18 protein-coding genes and 1 pseudogene are annotated in these 20,732 nt (G+C 54.2%); 6 read left to right on the top strand and 13 right to left on the bottom strand.

Annotation, left to right across the window (positions count from 1 at the left end; genetic code table 11):
- The first annotated feature begins 79 nt into the window (after positions 1–79).
- Positions 80–937 (top strand): LysR family transcriptional regulator, encoded by an 858-nt coding sequence (locus MSKU9_RS00905; protein ID WP_141259482.1) that lies wholly within the window; start codon positions 80–82, stop codon positions 935–937.
- An 85-nt stretch (positions 938–1,022) separates the two neighbouring features.
- Here the strand turns inward: MSKU9_RS00905 and MSKU9_RS00900 are convergent, their stop codons facing one another.
- Positions 1,023–1,934 carry a LysR substrate-binding domain-containing protein gene (locus MSKU9_RS00900; protein WP_141259481.1) on the bottom strand — a complete coding sequence of 304 codons (912 nt, stop codon included), beginning with the start codon at positions 1,932–1,934 and terminating at the stop codon, positions 1,023–1,025.
- A gap of 110 nt (positions 1,935–2,044) precedes the next feature.
- On the opposite strand from MSKU9_RS00900, the gene MSKU9_RS00895 reads away from it, so the two are divergent.
- From MSKU9_RS00895 to MSKU9_RS00885, 3 genes are all read left to right on the top strand, one after another.
- Positions 2,045–3,247: a 2-aminoethylphosphonate--pyruvate transaminase gene (locus MSKU9_RS00895; RefSeq protein WP_141259480.1), complete on the top strand. Its 1,203-nt coding sequence runs from the start codon at positions 2,045–2,047 to the stop codon at positions 3,245–3,247.
- A 29-nt stretch (positions 3,248–3,276) separates the two neighbouring features.
- Positions 3,277–4,089 (top strand): phosphonoacetaldehyde hydrolase, encoded by an 813-nt coding sequence (gene phnX / locus MSKU9_RS00890; RefSeq protein ID WP_141259479.1) that lies wholly within the window; start codon positions 3,277–3,279, stop codon positions 4,087–4,089.
- 247 nt (positions 4,090–4,336) lie between these two features.
- Positions 4,337–5,200: a DMT family transporter gene (locus MSKU9_RS00885; RefSeq protein ID WP_456305976.1), complete on the top strand. Its 864-nt coding sequence runs from the start codon at positions 4,337–4,339 to the stop codon at positions 5,198–5,200.
- A gap of 505 nt (positions 5,201–5,705) precedes the next feature.
- Here MSKU9_RS00885 and pdxR read toward each other — a convergent pair.
- The 5 genes from pdxR to MSKU9_RS00855 form a co-directional block, all read right to left on the bottom strand.
- A complete protein-coding gene (pdxR, locus tag MSKU9_RS00880; RefSeq protein WP_141259477.1) occupies positions 5,706–7,178 on the bottom strand; it encodes a MocR-like pyridoxine biosynthesis transcription factor PdxR in 1,473 nt (490 codons plus the stop codon).
- A 402-nt stretch (positions 7,179–7,580) separates the two neighbouring features.
- On the bottom strand, positions 7,581–8,402 hold the full coding sequence (locus MSKU9_RS00870; RefSeq protein ID WP_141259476.1) for a 2OG-Fe(II) oxygenase: 822 nt from the start codon (positions 8,400–8,402) through the stop codon (positions 7,581–7,583).
- 86 nt (positions 8,403–8,488) lie between these two features.
- Entirely contained in the window at positions 8,489–9,103 is a 615-nt protein-coding gene (locus MSKU9_RS00865) for an NERD domain-containing protein (protein ID WP_141259475.1), read from the bottom strand.
- A 113-nt stretch (positions 9,104–9,216) separates the two neighbouring features.
- On the bottom strand, positions 9,217–11,820 hold the full coding sequence (locus MSKU9_RS00860; protein ID WP_141259474.1) for an EAL domain-containing protein: 2,604 nt from the start codon (positions 11,818–11,820) through the stop codon (positions 9,217–9,219).
- The gene (locus MSKU9_RS00855; protein ID WP_141259473.1) at positions 11,820–12,509 is read right to left on the bottom strand and encodes a hypothetical protein; all 690 of its coding nucleotides are present in this window, start codon (positions 12,507–12,509) and stop codon (positions 11,820–11,822) included. The genes MSKU9_RS00860 and MSKU9_RS00855 overlap by 1 nt, the downstream gene beginning before the upstream one ends.
- 260 nt (positions 12,510–12,769) lie before the next feature.
- On the opposite strand from MSKU9_RS00855, the gene MSKU9_RS00850 reads away from it, so the two are divergent.
- Entirely contained in the window at positions 12,770–13,330 is a 561-nt protein-coding gene (locus MSKU9_RS00850) for a recombinase family protein (RefSeq protein WP_141259472.1), read from the top strand.
- A gap of 183 nt (positions 13,331–13,513) precedes the next feature.
- On the opposite strand, the pseudogene MSKU9_RS00845 reads toward MSKU9_RS00850, so the two are convergent.
- A pseudogene (locus MSKU9_RS00845) lies at positions 13,514–13,720 on the bottom strand (transposase); the annotation flags it as partial.
- A 275-nt stretch (positions 13,721–13,995) separates the two neighbouring features.
- Between MSKU9_RS00845 and MSKU9_RS00840 the strand changes: the two are divergent.
- A complete protein-coding gene (locus MSKU9_RS00840; RefSeq protein WP_162515701.1) occupies positions 13,996–14,358 on the top strand; it encodes a DDE-type integrase/transposase/recombinase in 363 nt (120 codons plus the stop codon).
- 111 nt (positions 14,359–14,469) lie between these two features.
- Here MSKU9_RS00840 and MSKU9_RS00835 read toward each other — a convergent pair whose 3' ends face one another.
- The 6 genes from MSKU9_RS00835 to MSKU9_RS00810 form a co-directional block, all read right to left on the bottom strand.
- Positions 14,470–16,092 carry a TolC family protein gene (locus MSKU9_RS00835; protein ID WP_141259470.1) on the bottom strand — a complete coding sequence of 541 codons (1,623 nt, stop codon included), beginning with the start codon at positions 16,090–16,092 and terminating at the stop codon, positions 14,470–14,472.
- Positions 16,089–17,912 (bottom strand): FUSC family protein, encoded by a 1,824-nt coding sequence (locus MSKU9_RS00830; RefSeq protein ID WP_141259469.1) that lies wholly within the window; start codon positions 17,910–17,912, stop codon positions 16,089–16,091. The genes MSKU9_RS00835 and MSKU9_RS00830 overlap by 4 nt, the downstream gene beginning before the upstream one ends.
- A complete protein-coding gene (gene mdtN / locus MSKU9_RS00825; protein WP_141259491.1) occupies positions 17,893–18,942 on the bottom strand; it encodes a multidrug transporter subunit MdtN in 1,050 nt (349 codons plus the stop codon). Before mdtN ends, MSKU9_RS00830 begins: the two co-directional genes overlap by 20 nt.
- Entirely contained in the window at positions 18,942–19,208 is a 267-nt protein-coding gene (locus MSKU9_RS00820; RefSeq protein ID WP_227000603.1) for a YtcA family lipoprotein, read from the bottom strand. The genes mdtN and MSKU9_RS00820 overlap by 1 nt, the downstream gene beginning before the upstream one ends.
- A 396-nt stretch (positions 19,209–19,604) precedes the next feature.
- Positions 19,605–20,312 carry a VIT1/CCC1 transporter family protein gene (locus tag MSKU9_RS00815; protein WP_141259467.1) on the bottom strand — a complete coding sequence of 236 codons (708 nt, stop codon included), beginning with the start codon at positions 20,310–20,312 and terminating at the stop codon, positions 19,605–19,607.
- Positions 20,299–20,730, bottom strand: coding sequence for a cytochrome b (locus MSKU9_RS00810; protein WP_227000601.1), 432 nt, complete (start codon positions 20,728–20,730; stop codon positions 20,299–20,301). The genes MSKU9_RS00815 and MSKU9_RS00810 overlap by 14 nt, the downstream gene beginning before the upstream one ends.
- Positions 20,731–20,732: the final 2 nt, after the last annotated feature.

Genomic DNA, 20,732 nt, shown 5'->3' with positions numbered 1-20,732 from the left:
GTTTCCCGGAATGATATTGCATTGACAATATTAAGCGCAGCGAATAGTTTTGATACAAGGTATAAAGAAATTTGATATCGTGCCGTATAATCTGGAAATTGATCTATTGCGGTCCTTTACCGTCATATCCGATACCGGATCGCTCAGCCGGGCCGCCCTGCAACTGGCTAAAACCCAGTCCGCCCTGAGCATGCACGTCAAACGACTGGAAGATCTGACGGGTCGTTGCCTGCTTAACCGGGGTGGGCGTGGTGTAACATTGACCGCCCATGGACTTCGCCTGCTGACACACGCGCGTGATATTTTACGTGCGCATGACCGTGCATTGGCTGATTTAACAGGGCGGGGCCTGACCGGTAGCGTACGTTTTGGTTGTCCTGACGATTATGCAGCCGCTTTCCTGCCGGGCCTGGTCGGCAGCTTTACCAGCGTTCATCCGGATGTGCTTATTGAAATCGTTTGTGGGTCAACGCAAAGACTGAACAGGATGCTGGAACAGCAACAGCTGGATCTGGCTCTTGTATCCATTGTCAACCCGCATACGAAACATGATATTATCCGTATGGAACCACTGGTCTGGGTGGGCAGGACAGGTTTTCCGGTCTGGAATAGCATACCACTTCCTCTTGCCCTGACGGAAGTTGATACGTTTGACCATCAGGCGGTCCTGAAGAGTTTGGAGCATGATGGCAGGAAATTTCGAATTGCCTATGCCAGTGCCAGCTTAGCGGGGCTGACGGCCGTTGTCCGGTCAGGTCAGGCTGTAGCCGTGCTTACCCGTGCAGCCGTGCCGCCTGACCTGCTGGAACTGGGGCCCGATGTCGGCCTGCCAGATCTACCGCAGTTGGGGATAGCCATTGCGTTTGATAAGGTTGTAAGCAGCGATCCGGCCGAACAGTTTGCCACGCATATTCGTCATACTCTGCCCAAATTATGATACGACGTCAGGTCCAAATATTGTTCTGCTAACGAATACGCGGCGTAAACCGTGGGCGGGATGTATATAATGATATCCCGGTTGTTCATCGTGGCTTTCGCCGTGATGTTATCGGCATAGGGGTAGCAACAGATGATGCATTCATTTCAAGTGTAATGGCATGAAGTGCATCCAGCAGGTTTGAAGGCGGCCGATCTGCGAGGGAGACAATATATTCGATCATTTCTTCCTCTGCCCCAATAAGTGGCACCAGACGAACCCGGTCATTTCCTATAAATTCGCTGGGAGATATGGCAGCGACACCCAGACCATGGGCAACGGCCTCAATCATGCCTTCGCGGCCATCAATCAGAAGGGTAGGTGTAACCTGGATGCCGCGCTTGCCCAGTTCCCTGGAAAGCAGGCGTTGCGTAACGGACTGGACTTCCCGAAAAATGGGGCCATGTTGTACGAATTCTGAAAAAGTAAGACCGTGTTCATCAAAGTCATCGGTATTGGGAACGACAGCCATCAATTTTTCACGTCGTAATTCCTGACCACGAATACGGGAATCCGATGGATAGATAGCGCATACAGCTATATCCGCCGTATTATTCAGCACACGGGCCAGACAGGATTCCGCATTTGTAATGGATAGTGAAATGATGACATTGGGGTAATGTCTGCGGAAAGTGGCTATTATTTTAACTGCCAGATCAGGTGCGTCTGTTACCATCAGCAGGCTGCCTGCATCCAATGCGCCTTCTGCAGAAAGTAACTGGCGCGCATTGCGCTCATAAATAAACATCTGCCGTGTGGTCAACAACAGACGTCGTCCCAGGTCGGTCAGTTTTACCGTACGTCCCCGTCTATTGAATAGGGTGACGCCAAATTCCTGCTCCAGACGACGCACCTGATCGGAAATTGCAGGCTGTGTCAGACCCAGTGCGCTGGCTGCACGGGAAAAGCTGCCATGTTCAGCAACAGCATGAAAAGCGCGAAGTTGGACATATTGCATTGGCGTGACTGATATATAAGTAAAATCGTTACAAGAATTAATTTTATCGATTTTACAAATCTATATCACTCCGCTTTGTTATGTCCATTCCAAATCAGGCGAGTGGTGACATGTCAGACACAATCGAGCACACTTCCCGTAATCCAGACGATCTGCTGATGGAACCCGATCATTATCTCCTGACCCCCGGCCCCCTTACAACCGCGCCCCAGACCCGTGCGGCGATGATGCGGGACTGGGGATCGTGGGATCAGGAATTCCGAGACCTGACAGCTGAATTGCGGGGTGCCCTGCTGGAAATCGCTGGCAACACTACCGTTTATGACTGTATTCCAATGCAGGGAAGCGGTACCTTCTGTGTCGAAGCCATGCTTGGCAGTATTGTGCCGCACGACAGTAAGGTGCTGGTGCTTGTCAATGGTGCCTATGGGCAGCGTATTGTCAAAACACTCGGCTATCTGGGGCGCGCCTGCCGCGTACTGGACAAGGGGGATTTCAGTCCACCGCGCGGAGCCGAAGTCGCCCGGATACTGGCGGAAGATGCAGCCATTACCCATGTCATTGTCGTGCACTGCGAAACAAGTTCCGGCATCCTTAACCCGATAGAGGAAATAGCCGCGGTTACGGCAGCCCACGGTCGCAAGTTACTGATTGATTCCATGAGCGCATTCGGGGCCGTTAATCTTGATATCGAAACCCTGCAGTATGAGGCCATGGTTTCATCCGCCAATAAATGCATCGAGGGCGTGCCGGGTTTTGGATTTATCATTGCCCGCAAGACAGCATTCGAGCAGGCAGAAGGACGTAGCCATTCCCTGAGTCTGGACCTGCATGAGCAGTGGCGTATCATGAACACCACCGGGCAATGGCGCTTTACGCCTCCCACTCATGTTGTAGCCGCCTTTGTTGAAGCATTGCGGTTGTATATGGCCCAAGGCGGCCAGCCTGCCCGGCTGGAACGCTATACCGCCAACCGTGACACGCTGGTTGCCGGCATGCGGGCGCTGGGTTTCGAGACATTGCTGGGAGAACAGTGGTTATCCCCCATTATTGTTACGTTTCTTACGCCCGGACATGAGTTATTTGATTTCAGGAAATTCTATGACCTGATGAAAGAAAAAGGTTTCATCATTTACCCCGGAAAACTGACACTTGTTGACAGTTTCCGTATCGGCTGCATCGGTCATTTCGGGCCGGATGTCATGAAAAGGGTAGTTGCCGCGGCAAAGGAATCCCTGGCGGCGTTGGATATTCCCCATGCCGCGCCGTCAGCCGCCAGTCTGGCGGCGCGAGATGCCGCCGCGTTGGCCTGACCCGTTTTCCAAGCAGGAGATTTAAAAAAATGCAGTCATTCAGACATCTCAGAGCCGTCATTTTTGACTGGGCCGGTACCCTGGTCGATTATGGATCACGCGCCCCGATGGGGGTTTTTGTCGAGGCTTTCGCGCAATTCGGTGTGATCATTACAATTGAGGAAGCGCGGATACCGATGGGCATGGCGAAACGTCCCCATATTGCCGCCCTGCTGGCGCAGCCGCGTATTCATGAGGCGTGGCGTCAGCGCCATGGCGCCCCCCCAACCGAGCAGGATATCGATGCGATATATGCCGTATTCGTGCCCAAAAATGTCTCGGTCGCCAGCAGGCATGCCGATATCATCCCCGGCGCGGCGGACGTGCTGGCGGCCTTGCGGCAGAGGGGGCTGAAGATCGGGTCCACTACAGGCTATACCCGCGAAATCATGAACGAAATCCTGCCTGTTGCCGCGCGACAGGGGGTTAGTGTCGATAGCCTTGTCTGTTCGGGGGAAACAACAGAAGGACGACCAAGCCCCTTCATGGTCTGGCACGCCCTGACGCAGATGAACGTCTGGCCCACCCGTGCCACCGTAAAGGTTGACGATACCCCCATAGGGATTGATGAAGGCATCAACGCAGGCGCATGGACAGTAGGCGTGGCGCTGAGCGGCAATGCCTTTGGCTATGCGCCGGAGGAAATGGCAGCCCTGCCAGATCTGGAATTCGCAGCAAAGCGCGCAGCAGCATACGCCCAGTTGACTGCGGCGGGCGCGCATGTCGTTATTGATTCGGTAGCAGACCTTCTGCCTGTCTTATGGGCGTTCGATGGTCGTATGGCCCGTGGCGAGCACCCCTGATGGCCGTCCGCGGGAATGCTTGTACGCGACGGACAGGGGCATCAAGGGAATCGGCAGAAGAAAGCCGGGTTTCGTCATAAACGCGTTTTTGTTGCATTTCACGGCATAATCAGGATTACAAAATTCAGGAACGTAATAATATGTCATGCTCCATGAAGGGGAAAATATAGTGAGCGCGACAAAAACACTTCTGGCACCCCCACGGCAGATCCCCCTGGGCGTTTTATGTGGTGCTGGGGCAGGGGCCTTGTGGGGACTGGTTTTTCTGGCGCCAGAACTGGTAGGAACCTTCACGCCTATGCAACTCGCAGTCGGTCGTTATCTGGCTTATGGCGTGATTGCCTGCGTACTAATAGCGCCCCGCTGGCCTGTGCTTTCCCGCACCGTGACACGACAGGACTGGCAGGCCCTGTTCTGGCTGTCACTTTTGGGCAATATCCTTTATTATATATTGCTCTCAATGGCTGTACAGCTAGGCGGCATCGCCCTGACTTCGCTTATTGCTGGCTTCCTTCCAGTTATCGTAACCGTAGTCGGAAGCCGTGAGGCAGATGCTGTCTCCCTTAAGCAACTTGTTCCATCGCTTATTCTGTGCGGTGCAGGCATGTTGTGTATCGGCAGTCAGGCCATTCTTGTGGCAACACCTGCAGGATCGTCCATAACCGGACTGTTCTGCGCCTTCGCCGCACTTGCATCATGGAGCGCCTATGTGGTGTGGAACAGCCGGTGCCTCGGACGGCTTCATCATATTTCAGGACATGAATGGAATCTGCTCACCGGTGTTGTTACCGGCGCTCAGGCCGTGCTGCTTGTTCCTGTTGCCTGGTTGCTGACCAATATTCATCATACTGCACAGGGATGGGAGCGTTTTATTTCCGTCTCGGTCGGGATTGCGTTCCTTGCCTCAATCTGCGGCAATGCCCTGTGGAACCGGATGAGTCGTCTCCTTCCTCTCACCATGGTCGGACAGATGATCCTGTTTGAAACCCTGTTTGCCTTACTCTATGGCTTTTTGTGGGAACAGAGGACGCCCCGTCCCCTTGAAGTGATGGCATTCTTACTGGTTGTCAGTAGTGTACTTTCGTGCATAGCAGCTCATCGGAAAGCATGATATCATTGATTTTTTAATTAACATTCAAAATAAAAATTATTACAAAGGCTAATTATTTTGAGAAATGCACAAATAAACTAGAGCAGATCCAGTTTGAATGGACACATTCGAATTGGTGAAGATGTACGATAAACAATGAGTTAGAGCAATTCTACTGAGCCAGAGTTCAGTGGAATTGCTCTAGGGAACCAATCCTTTATTACACGCATAAAACTGATTTAAAAACGGGTAATTATCCGGATCTTTACGTTTATATTGCGATATTTTTTATTCTATTTAATTAAAATTTTATCATATTCAGAAACAGGCTGTGCATCGAATGTAATCTGCGTCAAATACATACCTGTTTTTTATATGAAAATTCTTACTGCCCCCGCAATAAGTATTATTAATAACAAATTTTTACAATCGATTTATTACATTATATTATTACATAACATTTTTATTTTATACACAAAACAACATAATAAAAAAACATCCCATACTGATCCAATTTCATGACTTATCAGGATGGAATGATAGACCCCAGTATTTTCAGGCCTTCTTCTATCCGCTCGTAGGGAATAGCCGAAAAACCCATACGGAAGCATGATCGTCCTGCTTTGGGGTTATTAAAAAATATATTGCCCTGCTCGATTAATACACCGTGTTTACTGGCTTCTTGAGCCAGTTTCGTGGCGTCATGATGATCAGGCCCCTGAATCCAGAAACTGGATGCACCGGCAGATCGCATGATTTTATAGTTCGGCAGACAACGGGGTAGCAATTTATCCATTAATATAGCGCGCTCATGTAATTGCGCGCCCATTTTCTTTAAATGTGATCTGTAATGTCCTAATGCAATAAATGCACTCAAGGTTTTCTGGTTATTACGCGGGGGATGACGAAGCATAAGCCGACGCAGAGCACGCAGTTCCTGTATAATGGCAGGCGGCGCTACGATATAACCAATCCGCAGGCCTGGTGCCAGTATTTTAGACAGGCTACCGATATGGATGACACGTCCATGCGTATCCATGCTTTTCAAGGCTGACCCGGCCTGTCCTTCTGAAAACAGATCTGCATCGTAGTCATCTTCTATAATAACGATATCTTTCTTTTGGGCGACCCCAAGTATTTCCATACGGCGTTGTGGAGACATGATTGCTGTAGTCGGACACTGGTGCCCTGGAGTAAGAAGTACAACCTGACATTGGCTAAAATCATCATTGGGTATGACCCCCTGATCATCCATTTTCAGATTTTTTATGCGGGAAGTCTGAAGCTGGACCATATTGCGTGAGTCAGTATAGGAAGGATCTTCAATCCCAAAATTAGTTGATGATGATACAAGTATCTTCAATGCCATAAAAAGGGCATGCTGTGCCCCGACTGTAATGATAATTTCCTGTTCCGATGCCCATATCCCGCGTCGGGGTAGAATCTGCAGACATATCTGTTCGAGAAGATCGGGGTCATCTTCATCAATCATGTCACCAGCCCAAAGACCAAGCCCCCTGAGATTAACCGTTTTTTTCATGCTTTCCCGCCATTCCCTTGTCGGGAAGAGGGTTGAATCAAGCTGTCCAAATAAAAAACAGTATTTGTAGTCCTGCCAGTTCCTGGGTTTGGAGATATTCCTAAGGTTTGATACCTTTAATTGTATATGCTTGTTCCAATTGACCCGATTTTCAGGGGGCGTAGCCTGTTCATCTTTCTGTTCGACAAGATGACGACTGACTTCGTCTTTCACATACATGCCACTACGCAAACGACTGACAATATATCCATCATCAATCAGGCGTTCGTAGGCCATGACCACCGTTATGCGGGCGATGCCAAGGACATCCGCCAATTGACGACTGGAGGGAAGGCGGGTGCCTGAACGGATCTTGCCACTTTCAATGGCAGCAACAAGTTTTTTGCGGATATTTTCCTGAAGCGTTTCTTTCTCATCTCTCGGGTGCGAGGCAAAAATTTTTCTCCACCCGATATCCATTCTCACCTCCCTGTTTTAAAATGAAATTATATCAAAAGGTTAAATAATCATCGACGATAATAAACATAATTGTTGTTATTACGCAACAATCATGTTGTGAAAAAAACGATTTGAAAAATATGAAAGGGAAAAAGCGAACGGATTGAAAACCCCACGCTATTTAGCATGTTTAGACCCGTTAGACCTTGAATGATGAGACGCACTGCATAGCTGTTTATAATGAGCATGATGCCGCCTGATCTATCTGGGAGCCTCTGATCGAGGAAGTCCGTCTCGAAGGGCAAAGCTCAAGGAATGGCAGGCTGTCACAATCCGATACGAGAAGACAGCCACGTCCTTTCTCTCCGTCATCCTCACCGCAGCTACAGCAGATTATATCAAGACCCAACAGGTTCTAGAATTTTACTTACAATTCTGTCTACGTTTCCTGCGTCGTATCCATCTTGCCGTATCAAGAACGAAATGCGGAAGTATGTTCCGTATGAATATTTCTGCTATCTGCATGGTCGATTGTCTGCTGTTGGGCAGATAGATCGTGTTCTGTGCTGTCCTGTCGGTTTTTATTTTTGGTGCCGTATAAAAATATGTAATGAGTGTGCGCCGCAGGTACCCCGCTTGTGCGGCTTGAGGATGCCCGTGCCATGAATCAGGCGACTGGAGCATGAGAACACTGCGCCCGAACTGGGGAACGATTTTCCTGACAGGCCGGGAGGGATTGTTCTGCCACAGTTCCAGCTGGCCGCCATATTCAGGTTTCCAGTCATGATTGAGGTAAGTCAGCAAAGCCAGTCGATTTTCCAGACATGTATGGGGGTGATGACGAAAATCGGTATGAACCTGAAAATGCCCCTGTCCCGCCACTTCGTGCATGCCCCCCCCATAAAGATAGGGATCGGGAAGAAGATTTGTGATTCCTGTCAATCTGGTCAGTAGCCGGAGGAACGGTGCCCCGTTAACAATATCAAAATACCTTTGTATTTCTGCAGGCATGGCGGATTGTGTGCTGGTCGAACGCTTTGACTGAAGCTGATTCTGGAATACATTTATATTATTTACATGATCGAGATTAAATGCCTGCAACGCTTCGTTCAGCAGGGCATGACTGAACATCCTGTCCATGACCAGGTGCGGAAATGGTCTGGCCGTCGAGAACTCCTGTGCAAGATTGTTCAGCAGGGGAGAGTCGGGCAGGTCCATTTCTTCTAACAGGGGTACAAACGACATCTGCTATCCTAATAATAGTCTTTTCGAGTAATGCAGGGTGTTGTGATGTCCACAGGAAGTCCGATCTGGTCAAAGGCAAGGAAAATTCAGAAGGGACTTCGATTCTGTATCTGTGAAGATGCGATTGCGTATTTATGATGTACTGTCCCAAGATGGCACCAAGCCTTGCCATATTCGACAGGAATGGTGCCCCTGCTGGCCTGGCTATTCAACATGCTTTCCAGTTCCGGGACAAAAAGGGCATGATTCTGCAGGGGGGCCATCAGTGGCACCTTGTAAGGAAGCAGGAAATGGCCCGTCACGGGAACGCAGGTCCCGTCCTCTGGCGGTAATGGGTCATTTATGGTGGTGCTGACAGCTTCTGCCAGTTTCAGGAAACTTTGCAGGAAATCATCATTATAGGCAAAATTTCCCGTCCCGCCCTGCGGCCGTATTTCTTTTTCGGAAGCAGGCGCATTGAGCCACGCAATATAATGCTTCGTATGTAAGGTATGCAGTCCGTCCGCGCTAGCAAATATGTGATCGATCTCCACACTTTCATCTGTTCCAAGTGGCAGGGTGATGCCATGCATTACGGGTAGACCGCTTGCCACAAGCATCTGCGTAATGGGATCATCCGCGGCCGACTGTCCGCATAGCTGCTGCCACAGGGCGGAATCTTCGCCTGCAGAGAAATCTTGATTGCGGTGCGCACGTGTCATGTCCGGTCCTGCAACAGATAAAGCTCCAAATCCGATAGGAAAGCTTTTATTGTAAAGAATTGGTAACCGGGGGGCATCTTCCCGTCGTCATCACGCCATTATTCATGCCCGTCTCAAGCAGCATCATGTTGACTGCCGGGTTGTGAGCACCCGGTATCCGGGCGCGCATGCAGCCATGCTTCAAGATCCTGCACACCCAGCGGCCTGGAAAAGAAATATCCCTGTATCACGTCGCAGTTGATCTGCCGGAGCAGGTCAAGCTGCGCCTGCGTTTCCACGCCTTCCGCCACCACTGTCATGCCCAGGCTCCGCCCGATCCGGATGATGGCTGTGACTACTGAGTGAACCTTGCCCGTCGGTTCAAAGCCATCCATGAAGCTCCGGTCAATCTTGAGTTCGTTAAGCGGCAGGTTTGCCAGGTTCGACAGGCTGGAAAAACCGGTTCCGAAGTCATCCATGGAAAGCCCGATACCCATTGCCCGGATCGCCTGCGCGGCAACAAGGGTCTGCTCATAATTCTCTATCATCGCACTTTCCGTCAGTTCGATGGTCAGGCGCTGGGGAGGAATACCGCTTGCATTCAGAATATCACCAATCAGGCGCGGCAGATCAGGATTTCTGAAATGCAGCGCGGATATATTGACCGAGACGACCGGAATTTCGATTCTTGCCCGCATCCATATGGCCATCTGCCGACAGGCCGCACGCAGTGACCACAGTCCGATTGCTTCGATCTGCCCGGTTTCTTCCGCCACGGGTATAAAACGGCCCGGTGATATCATGCCCAGGGCAGGGTCGGTCCATCGGGCCAGGGCTTCCACCCCTTCCAGCCTGCCAGTCGCGGCATGGACCTGCGGCTGGTATACCAGATAGAGCTGATCTGTCCTGATCGCCTCCTTCAGCGCGTTGGCCAGCAGGATCTGGTCCGCCGCCTGCCGGTTCATTTCCTCGCTGAAAAAACGGTAGCAGTTTCGGTCGGAATTTTTTGCCTGTGACAGGGCCGTTTCCGCCTGCTGCATGAGTAATTCTGACTCCTGCAGGCCGCCGTTATTATCCGCAATACCGATACTGGCCGTAATGGTGACAGGAACCTCGTCAATCATGACCGGCTCCGTCACGGCTTTCATGACGGCATCGGCCAGTGCCGTGGCCCGCTCCACACCACCAGTCGTGATCAGGGTGAATTCGTCACCTCCGCTGCGGGCCAGCAGGTCATCAGTGGAAATGAGACCGGATAGCCGCCTGGCCAGCACCGCCAGCAGCCTGTCACCCGCCGGGCGCCCCAATCCGTTATTGATGGTCCGGAACTGATCAAGGTTAATGATCAGGGCCAGCAGGTTTTCATGCCGCGCACGTGCCGCCCGCTGCCTGATACCGTGGCGCAGCCCGGTCCGGTTGGGCAGGCCCGTCAGTGTGTCATACTGCGTAAGCCGTGCGAGATCCTCACGCGAGCGTTGCTGCTCGATGGCAAGTGCGCACAGATGCAGGCAGGCATCGGCAATCCGGCGATGCCATCTGCCCGGTGCGCGCTTGGCACGGAAATAGAAAGCCAGGCTGCCTCCTACCCGGCCATCACGCAGCAGGATCGGCACCGACCAGCAGGCCATGAGGCCATGCGGGACGACAAACTGCCAGAAACCCTTCCATTTCGGATCGGCTTCAATGTCTGGCGTGACCACTTCCCTGCCTGTGAACAGCGCCGTGCCGCATGACCCGACCTCGGGGCCAATCTGCAGGTCCGCGCAGACTTCGGCAATCTGTGCAGGCAGCCGTGCCCTGCCTGCGGGGTGCATGCGCCGTGCCTCATCCACAACCACGATCTGTGTTACGACATCGGGCGCGATGCGTTCAATCTGCCGGCACATGAGAGCAAGGATTTCGTTGAAGGACAGGTTGCTGGTCAATGCCCCCATCATGTCCTTCTGGAGCGCCTTTATCTGCTCGCTGCCAGTAATGTCATTCAGCACCACGATCACTTCATGCAGTTCCTCATAGGGGCTGCATAAGGGCGTTATGGTTGCCAGAAGCCAGACGTCCTGACCCGTATCGGTGCGGGAATGGATTTCCAGTTCAAAGGGCCTACAGCGCTGCAGGCGACGGCGGAATGCGTGCAATGCTGCAAGATCGTCCCGCCGGCCGGAAAGAAAAGCCGAGAAATCAGCCCCTTCCATACCCTCGGCACCGATACCCGAAAACCGGGCCGCCGCTGCATTGGCGTAGGTAATGCGGCACTGGCTGTCCAGTATCAGGATGCCACATGCGCTGCGTTGCACAATGGTGGCATACTGAAGGTCCTGTTCATGCCGGGACAGATTCCGTGTCACGTCGCGCAGGGAAATGACAAACACCGGCTGTCCGGCTCCCTCGATCCGTGCCACGGACAGTTCGGCGGAGAACGCCGTGCCATCATGCCGCAGCAGGGCCAGATGGCGGCGGTTTTCCGTAGTGGAACGACAGACCTTGTCCCCTGATACGCCGGATGGACACAGCGCGACATGTGTCAGGTTCTCACCAAAGGTACAGGGCAGGATGTCTGTCCCGGTGGGAAAGAGGATATCGAGTTTCCGGCCGGCCAGCCCGGCCGTGGGGCCACCCCAGATACGGGTTGCGTTATCATTGGCAAAGATGATTGTATTATCATTGCTGACAAGCAGGATACCCGTATCAATGCTTTCCAGCAGTCTGTCCGGAATGGGATAGGTCTGTCGTTCGCCCATTAGTCTGGCCTGCCTGTCTGTTGTGTTCTGGTGGGTAAATGGATGACGATGCCGTTCTGAGGGGTCTGTGTCCGGTAGCGTTTGAGAAAAAGCGGGGACGTGTCTGTCCCTTCTCCCCCCTGCTGCCCGTTTTCAGGATGGGACAGTCCATAGGGGTCCCCATCACAACGCACGACCGCCCATGCCGCGCAGTCCTGTTCAAGCCCGCATCCTGCAAGCAGCCCGACCAGTGTGATGCAGGTATCGGAATCATAGGATGCCGTCAGGGTCTCGTTGCCGCGGAATACCAGGCTGAATGACGCGGTGCGGTCCAGGCTGCCAAATGTAATGTCGATCAGGATAAGTCCGGCTTCGGAATGCTTGGGTCCGAAAATGATTTCTCCCCCCGCCTGATCAATAATCAGGTGCAGCCACAGCACCTGAAGGGGGCCAAAACTGTCGATTTCCAGCGTTCCCCCCTGCAGGACGTATTCCCAACTGCTCCACCGGGCCAGATCAATCAGGTTCGTGCGGACCCAGGCCCGTGGCCCTATTATGAAACGATAGGAAGACAGATCCGACCTGCGTGACAGGGGAAGTGATCTTTTTACAATTTCGATCACGTTTCCCCAGATGAAAAAGCCGTCTCTGACTGCGGTCTCGTCTGTGCTGACCACAAGGGAGTGACCGTTATCCGTTACCATTTTCATATGTATCGCCTGTCTCAAAAATACTCGCACCAGCAAGGAAGTTCCGGTTTTTCTGACCGCTGGCTATTGGGCCAAAATATGAAATATTTGTGGCGTGGCCTTTCTGCCCGATGTGAAACCGCATGGTGGTGGAGGTGATGAGGAGATAACGGAATTTATTGTTGCATAAGACCCGTTATTTGAAAACAAAAAAAATTCTGGCTATGCGTTTATACAATCGTCTATAAAATAAGACTGATGTGCCAATATAAACGAATAATATGATGCTGATCGGGTACGCGCGCGAAAATGCGGAAGAACAGACGCTTCTCCATCAGGTAGAAGCGCTCCGAAAGGCGGGTTGTAAAAAAATATATGAGGAAAAAGTTCCTACGATGAGCAGGGACTGGCCCGTTCTGGGTCGCATCCTGACGGAACTTTCTTCTGACGATACTTTGATTGTCTATTCTCTGGACCGTCTTGCCTGGTCAACGCCCCACCTGCTGGAGGTGGCCGATCGACTGCGTGAAAAGGGGGCAGGGCTGCGTTCCCTGTGTGAACCCTGGGCCGATACCACCGTTCCCTATGGACAGATGATTCTTGGTGTTTTTGCCGGCATTGCCGAATTCGAGCGCGCATTAAGCCGGAACCTTACGGAAACAGGCAGGAAACGGGCCAAGGAACGGGGTGTGCATCTTGGTCGGCCTGCCAAGCTCAGCGCTGAGCAGATTGCGACGATCCAGAAGCTTGTCCGGGACGAGAACATCTCCATTTCAGAAGTCGCGGCCCGTTTTGGCGTGCATAAGGCCACCATCTATCGGGCGGTCACCAATAACAAGTAAGAATTTCTTGCGATGTGATACTGATATGATCTGTAGCAGTGGAAAAAGTTATGATTATCGATTCAACTGCCAGATCAGTTACCGTTTATTTAGGATTTTCTGTTCCCCATTGCCAGTATAGGCAGGTATTGCAGAATACATTATGTCCGACAGCACGATCATCTCTGCCTTTTAGAGCCTGATTCAAAAAGCGACCTGAGCGATTTTCCGCACAACTCTGCGGATATGGGCGATAATCAGCCAGGCATGTGAAGATGAAACTGTCGCCTCGACCTTTCTGCTGAGGCGACGGCTACGACCAGGCCAGGCAAAGCTGTGTTCCACGATCCAGCGTTTGGGCAGGACAACAAAACCCACCGCCCTGTCGGAGCGCCTGACGATTTCGATGGTCTACTGGCCGAGTTGCTCACACGAATAACAGAGGAACTCAAGGCTGCGGACGCCTGATGCATGAGAATGACATTCGTTTTGTCAGGACACGACAGCGCAAGTGACCACCAGTAGTACTTACCATCATGCCACTGAACCCAACCTGCTGGGACAGGATTTCTCGGCAACAGCCGTCAGCCAGAAATGGACAGCAGACATCACATACATCTGGACACGTGAAAGCTGGGTTTATCTGTCTGTGGTCCCTGATCTGTTCTCACGGCGGGGATTATCGGATGGAACCTCAATGTCCGTATGACGCGAATCCTGCTGTCACAGCGTTGAAACAAGCCATTGCCTTACGTCACCTACAGAAGGGTGTGCATCATGACGATCGTGGCAGTCAGTATTGTTCAGAGAATTATCGTCGGCTCCTTTCTGCTCATGGTTTTATCGTATCCATGAGCAGAAAAGGAAACTGCTGGAACAATGCTGTCACGGAGGGCTTCTTCAAGGCCCTGAAGGCTGAACTCCTGTGGCGGCAGGCACGGATGACGCGTCAGAAGGTCGTGCAGACCATCACATGCCATATCAACGATTTTTTGCAATCCGCAGAGGCGGCGTTCCGCACTATAATGGAAAAGCCCTCTGGATTATGAGAGCAACGCCGCTTAACAGATCATCCGTAGTCCGGAATTAAACCGTGACACGTCCAGTCAGTAAATGAGCCGGGTGTTTTTCATCTCGGGGACCGTGCTCCGTATCAACGCTCAGGGCGCGTATTCAGCCGGCGCCTGATCAAGTGACCCGGTAGCAAATGCCAGGCTGGCCGCAGCGATCAGGGCGGCGTAATAGGCATCGGAATGGCTGAGGGTCGCATCCAGAAGGCCGTTCTGGGCCATGGATGTCTGTATGATGGACCCCACACCATTGCGATAGGCGGCATAAGCTGCATCGAACGCTGTCCGTGTCGCTGTCTCCAGCCTGCCGGATGCACTGTAGGCGCTCAGGCTGGTGTGCAGGGCGTTTTCTGCCGCCACGATCTGTTTGACGGATGCATCCACCGTTTTCTGTAATGTGGCGCTGGCGCTATCCGCCCGGTCCTGCGCCTGCCTGAGCTGGGCCGCCCGCATGCCGCCATCAAAGATCGGCACGCTGATCCCGCCCAAAATCACGCTGCTGAGCGCGTTGGAGGACAGGTTGAGGGTGGGCGGGCTATCACTGCCGACCCCCGGCACGGAAGACAGCGCCAGCCGACCGGTGGTATAGGCAACATTGCCAGTCACAAAGATCTTGGGCAGGAATTCGCTTCTGGCTGCGGCAACCTGACTCTGGGCGGCTTTCACGCTGGCGTAAGCCGCCAGCACATCTGCCCGGCGCGAAACCGCCTGCTGGACAAAGGCATCACTCAGTCGGGTATCATCCAGCATAAGGGGCCGGTCCGATACATTCTCGGTCTGCATACGGGTGCGGGGGGAGATGCCCATCGCATTGACCAGTTCCAGATAGGTATTCTCCACATCGCCCTGCGCCTGCACAAGACGGAGTTCAGTCTGGGCCGTGGCCTGGCCGGCCTGTGTCGCATCCACGACCGTGCCCTGCCCATGTTTCAGCCGCGCCTGTGCGGCATCCTCCACCCGCCGGGCATTTTCCAGCGCCTGTTCAAGCCAGTGCACGCGGGAAGCCGCCGCCGCGTGGGCATAGAAGGCGATGGTAACACCATAAATGATTTTCTGGTGGGCAGCGGTAAACAGGATATTGGCCCCGATCTGTCCCTGCCGCATCGCGGCCAGCACGGCTTCACGCTTGCCAAAATCAAACAGAAGCCATTCCAGTCCTACCGTCTGGATTTCGCCCGCACCCGAACCGGCGTTGCGAACGCCACCGACAAGATTATTGAAACTGGTCACCCCGCCATTGAAGGCATCGCCTGCCGCCCCGCCATTACTGATGGAAGGGTTGTCACCATTGTTGCGGGTGTGATTGTAGCCACCCACCACGGTTGCCGTCAGTCGGGGCAGGTAGGTACTTTTGGTAATGCCCACAGCCAGAGCCGCATCGCGCGCCGTATCCCACGCCCGGCGCGTATCGGGGTTGGCCGACTGGGCAATGTCAATCAGTTCCGCCAGCCCGTAGGCATGCCCGGCCTGTGCGGTAATGGCCGTATCGGGGGGCCGCACCTGGATCTGGCTGTTGGAGGGCAGGGTGAAGCCCGGTGGCATCAGCAGCCCATGCCGGGCCGCACGGCCGGGCTGGATTTCACCGCTGGCGGTCTGGCTGGGCTGCCACGGGCTGTCCGGACTGGCCGGGGCACTGGCCAGTTCATGCGTGGCGCACCCGCACAGGACAACAATCGCGTAACCGGCCAGTATGGAAAAAGCAGGACGGTTCATCGGGCGCTATGTTCCAGTTGTTCGATCCGTGCAGCCGTATCAGGCAGAGTGTGGCCCAGCAGCGTGGTGCCCAGGCATCCGGCCTGCGCCAGCGTATCGTGCCATGTTGCAAGCTGGGTATTGCGCCGGTCCGCATCGTCGCCCGGGGGCACCGGTTCGGCCCGGGTGTATTCCACCGCCAGTTCCGCAGCCGCCATCGCGCCCTGTACCCGGGCAAACAGGGCTTCGCGATGCTGGAGAACGGGCGCATCCGCCTGCCGGTGCAGGAGGCCGAACAGGGCTGCAAGTTTCCCCGGTATCGCGTCACGCGCACTGGCGGGCCAGAAACTGGTGAAGACGGCGTAAGTAATGAAATTACCGATCATGATGCCCACGATGCGGTCCCGCGCCGTCGCCATGTCACTGGTTGGCCCATAGCCCTTGAGGTCGGTCAGGTAGAAGGCAAGGCCAATCTGGAAACCGGCATAGGCGATCCGGGCATCACCAGTCTTGATCCATGCCCCGAGCAGGGAGACGACAAAGACAAGAACCAGAAAACCCGTAACGCCATCCAGATGCGGCATGACGAAAATGATGCCCAGGATCCCGATCGCTCCCCCGATCAGCGCCCCGGTGATGCGCAGCGTCAGTTTGGAGATCATTTCGCCCGTGGTGGGAAGTGCCACGATGAAACAGGTGATGATGCAGGTGTGGATACCCGGCCAGTCCAGCATCTTGAACAAAAGGTAGCTGCACATGACAGCAGCCGTGCCCTTGACCGCAAAGCGGACATGAGTGGGGCTGGTGAATGCATCAGGGGCAAAAAAACCTGCAGGGCCGCCCGTTTTTTCCGGTTGCGCTCCGGCTGGCGTTGTAAATGTCGGCAACAGGGCCGCAAGGTCATGCAGGGTGGCGCTGTCCTCAACGGGGGCGGGAAGGGGGATATCGACAGGATAGTCACCCTCTTCGAACATAGCCGCCATATCGCCCAGTGTTGCGACCAGTTCGGGCGGTGCGGTGGCCTGCGCGCGTGCTGCATCAATCGCCAGCACCAGCACCGCGACGCTGGCATTGGCGGCCTGCTGCAGGCAGGCAAGATCATGAGGTGACCAGATCTTTTCCAGTCCCGCCATTTTCACATTGCCCATCATTTCGGCAGGCCCGGCGCGCAGCAGACCCGTGGCATGGTCGATCAGCCTGTCATCAGGGTTCCGCAGCAGGCTGATGGACAGGTTGAGACGCGCTGCAATGCCATCCGTCAGAACCGTTTTGGGCGAAGGACAGATCAGCAGCCCGAGCACAACCATCACCACGCCGGGCACGGCAAGGAACAGATCGGCATACAGTACGGCACGGGTCACGATTTCACCCACCGGTACCTGATCGATGGCAATCAGCGCATACACGACGGTCAGGCCGAGCACGTAGGCGACAGGCCTGAGCTTGCTTGCCGAACCCATAAAGAAAAACCCGAACGACAGCAGCGTAATGATGATGACCAGCCCCATCGGGTGGTCCAGAGTCAGACGGACCAGCCCGAACACGAAAGCCAGCAGGAACACGACGAAGATGTTGATGCCCACTGCCGCCAGCACATTCGTCACCCGGTCTTTCTGCCACAGCGCCATGGTCACCAGAGCAGGCACGGCCAGGTCGGGCACCTGCCATATTTCTCCCACCAGCACGGTGGTGGTGCACCCCGCCGCCATACGCAGGGCATAACCCAGCCGACCGGGTGCCGGATTACAGACCAGCGCCCACAGGCGTGACAGCGACAGACCACGGGGCATACCCGGGCGCCGCATCTGTGCGACAGGGACGTTAGTGGCAGGCGGCGCCATAACGGATCTCGACGGTAGCGGTGGCGCCCATGCGCAGCAGGGCAGGGCGGATGTCATCCAGACGGATCCGCACCGGAAAACGCTGGGCGACGTGAACCCAGTCCATCTGCCGTGGCACGAGGGGCAGCGTGCGTGCAAGACCGGTCGTATCGGCGGACATAACGCCCCACCCAATGCTTTCCACGTGGCCCCGCAGGGGGGTATGGCGGTCGATCATGGAATAGACCGTAACACAGTCACCGGGATGAACGGGGGCAAGGTCGATTTCCCGAATGGTGGCGGTCACGTACCATGCCTCATCCACAATCAGCGTAAACAGCACCTGTGACGGGGCCAGCACTTCGCCCGGCTTTACACCAAGGCTGGTCACGTATCCATCCGCAGGCGCGGTGACAACTGTCTGGCGCAGTTCGTAACGGGCATGATCCAGCATCGCCTGGCTTGCAGCCTGTGCGGCCTGTGCGCTTTTCAGGTCACCCACGGCCATATCCGCCGCTGCGGACTGCTGTCGCGCCTGTGCCAGCGAGACCTCGGCATCACGAAGGGCAACGCGGGCCTGGTCGTATTCCTGCCATGGAATATAGGATTTACCGGCCAGCGGCTGCAGGCGCCCGGTCGTACGGGCCGCAAGGTCGCGGTTGGTCTGGGCGCGGGTGACCTGGTCACGCGCGGCGGCGGCTGTTGCCGTTTTAACGCCAACCAGACGCTTCTGGTTCTCCACCTCCGCGCTGGCAAGGTCCAGATTGGCCTGCGCCTGCTGCACGCCCAGCATATAAGGCTCGGGATCGAGGCGGTACAGCACGTCGCCTTTATGAACATGCTGGTTGACCTGAACCGGAAGGTCTGTCAGCCGTCCACCAACCGTTGAGGCGATATGAACCAGTTCGGCATCAATGCTTGCGCTATCGGACCCGGGATAGGCATTTCCCCGGTGAGCCACATAAAGACTCAGCACGACGGCAGTACCGATGCAGCCTGCGGCAATGGCCATGCCAAGCGGCTTTCTGCCTGAAATACGGACGCGCTGCATCATCCGGGGCCGAAAGCCACCAGCCAGACCGCCAGCGCGGCAAGGACACCCAGTGCGACATAGGTAAAAAGCCGGAAGCTGAGGATGGCATCCACCCCCGTCAGCACGAATACCACCCGCAGGCCCAGCGACACCGCAACCCCGGTCAGCCCGCACACCATCCATGCCGGGAAATAGGCGCCCACCACTGGAAAAGAGGGCGCCCCCCGAAATGCACATCCCCCAAGCAACAGGGGGAAAAACGGCAGGGTCGTAAGTGGACGCACTGATATCATGACAGGGGAAAAATCTTCCTCAATCGTAGCGGAAATTTCCTGTTATCATATTTCCTATTAAAAAATAGTCACAAAAATATTTCTATTCCAGATTACCTAAATATAAACAATTTGTTAATCTAGTCCATTGAATGGATTGACGGACATCATTTTGAAATTTCAGAAACCTGACATAATTTTTTTAAGGAATATTTTCCCAAAAACCATCCGTGAAGCAACGCTGAAACATTCTGTCGCCAATCATACAGCGCACCGTATCGCAACGCGTTATGACCGTAGCGCCCATATATTCTGCCCGGCCAGATGCTTTGCAGCAACCATTACTTTCAAATACCACAGAGACAACAATCCGTAATAATGCCCATGGTAAAATAAAAATTCATATTTTTACTTATTGAATACGTTTCCAATAACCGATGTGACAAGCATGGCCATCACGCCCCAGAATATGACCCGCAACGCTGGACGCCAGGGTGCCGTACCTCCAGCCAGAGCGCCGACAGTTCCCAGAATTGCAAGACAGATCAGCGAAACGATAGAGACACTCCATGATACCAGCCTGAGTGGTGATAGCACGGCCGTAAGCAACGGCAGTATGGCGCCAAGCGCAAATGCACATGCGGACGCCAGGGCAGCCTGTATCGGACGCGCCGCCGTTACATCGGAGATACCCAGTTCGTCACGGGCATGGACGCCCAGCGCATCATGTTTCATCAGGGCAACGGCGACCTGGTGCGCCAGAAGATCATCAAGTCCACGCTGACGATATATGCCAGCCAGTTCGCTGACTTCAGAATCCCAGCTACTACCGAGTTCCTTTTTTTCACGGGTCAGATCCGCCTTTTCTGAATCGGCCTGGGAACTGACAGACACATATTCCCCTGCAGCCATGGACATGGCGCCAGCTATCAGACTGGAAATACCAGCCAGTAGTATTCCTGCCTGCGCGGTATGGGCACTTGCAACGCCAATAATAAGGCTGGAAGTAGACAGTATTCCGTCATTTGCCCCGAGAACGGAGGCCCGCAGCCAGCCCATACGGGCGGCTGCATGTACCTCATCCGAACCAGATATGCCCTTATCACTTACGTCCATTCGATATATTCCCGGTCATGAACATGCGCTGCAGAACATTGTCGCGCAGGGTGAAGTAATGAAAACACGCCGCCAGCGCGTGGCCGGTAGCCAGAAAGATGATCAGCCAGCAATTCCACTGGTGTGGCTGATGCAGCAGGCCAAGAGAGAGCCCAGCCAGCGGTCTGATGCGGACATCTGTCGCCCCCACCCGATCCGCCACGCGATGCGCACGGGCAGTAGCACTGCTTGGCACCATTCCCGCCGTCAGGTGGCTGACCAGAAGCTGGTGACGCAGCGGATTATGGAACAGACCCCATATATCTGCGCTTATGAACTGCAACATGATGATTGCTGCACAGCTCCAGTAAAAAAAGACTGTCGGCGCATCATAGCGCCTGCGTGCCGGGAGTGTTTCGTGCGTCATGCCAGTCTTCATAT

Origin of the sequence: Komagataeibacter diospyri (assembly GCF_006538165.1) — a bacterium.
Taxonomy (GTDB): domain Bacteria; phylum Pseudomonadota; class Alphaproteobacteria; order Acetobacterales; family Acetobacteraceae; genus Komagataeibacter; species Komagataeibacter diospyri.
Note: the sequence above shows the minus strand (reverse complement) of the source record. Positions and strands in the feature narration are given on the sequence as shown.

Excerpts from the sequence above, each read along its gene's own strand:
- MSKU9_RS00855 (WP_141259473.1), bottom strand. The coding sequence starts at position 12,509 with ATGAAAATGGTAACGGATAACGGTCACTCCCTTGTGGTCAGCACAGAC.
- MSKU9_RS00895 (WP_141259480.1), top strand. The coding sequence starts at position 2,045 with ATGTCAGACACAATCGAGCACACTTCCCGTAATCCAGACGATCTGCTG.
- MSKU9_RS00815 (WP_141259467.1), bottom strand. The coding sequence starts at position 20,312 with ATGGACGTAAGTGATAAGGGCATATCTGGTTCGGATGAGGTACATGCA.
- pdxR (WP_141259477.1), bottom strand. The coding sequence starts at position 7,178 with ATGGATATCGGGTGGAGAAAAATTTTTGCCTCGCACCCGAGAGATGAG.
- MSKU9_RS00870 (WP_141259476.1), bottom strand. The coding sequence starts at position 8,402 with ATGTCGTTTGTACCCCTGTTAGAAGAAATGGACCTGCCCGACTCTCCC.
- MSKU9_RS00900 (WP_141259481.1), bottom strand. The coding sequence starts at position 1,934 with ATGCAATATGTCCAACTTCGCGCTTTTCATGCTGTTGCTGAACATGGC.
- mdtN (WP_141259491.1), bottom strand. The coding sequence starts at position 18,942 with ATGCAGCGCGTCCGTATTTCAGGCAGAAAGCCGCTTGGCATGGCCATT.
- MSKU9_RS00830 (WP_141259469.1), bottom strand. The coding sequence starts at position 17,912 with ATGGCGCCGCCTGCCACTAACGTCCCTGTCGCACAGATGCGGCGCCCG.
- MSKU9_RS00865 (WP_141259475.1), bottom strand. The coding sequence starts at position 9,103 with ATGACACGTGCGCACCGCAATCAAGATTTCTCTGCAGGCGAAGATTCC.
- MSKU9_RS00835 (WP_141259470.1), bottom strand. The coding sequence starts at position 16,092 with ATGAACCGTCCTGCTTTTTCCATACTGGCCGGTTACGCGATTGTTGTC.
- phnX (WP_141259479.1), top strand. The coding sequence starts at position 3,277 with ATGCAGTCATTCAGACATCTCAGAGCCGTCATTTTTGACTGGGCCGGT.
- MSKU9_RS00850 (WP_141259472.1), top strand. The coding sequence starts at position 12,770 with ATGATGCTGATCGGGTACGCGCGCGAAAATGCGGAAGAACAGACGCTT.
- MSKU9_RS00840 (WP_162515701.1), top strand. The coding sequence starts at position 13,996 with ATGGAACCTCAATGTCCGTATGACGCGAATCCTGCTGTCACAGCGTTG.
- MSKU9_RS00810 (WP_227000601.1), bottom strand. The coding sequence starts at position 20,730 with ATGAAGACTGGCATGACGCACGAAACACTCCCGGCACGCAGGCGCTAT.
- MSKU9_RS00860 (WP_141259474.1), bottom strand. The coding sequence starts at position 11,820 with ATGGGCGAACGACAGACCTATCCCATTCCGGACAGACTGCTGGAAAGC.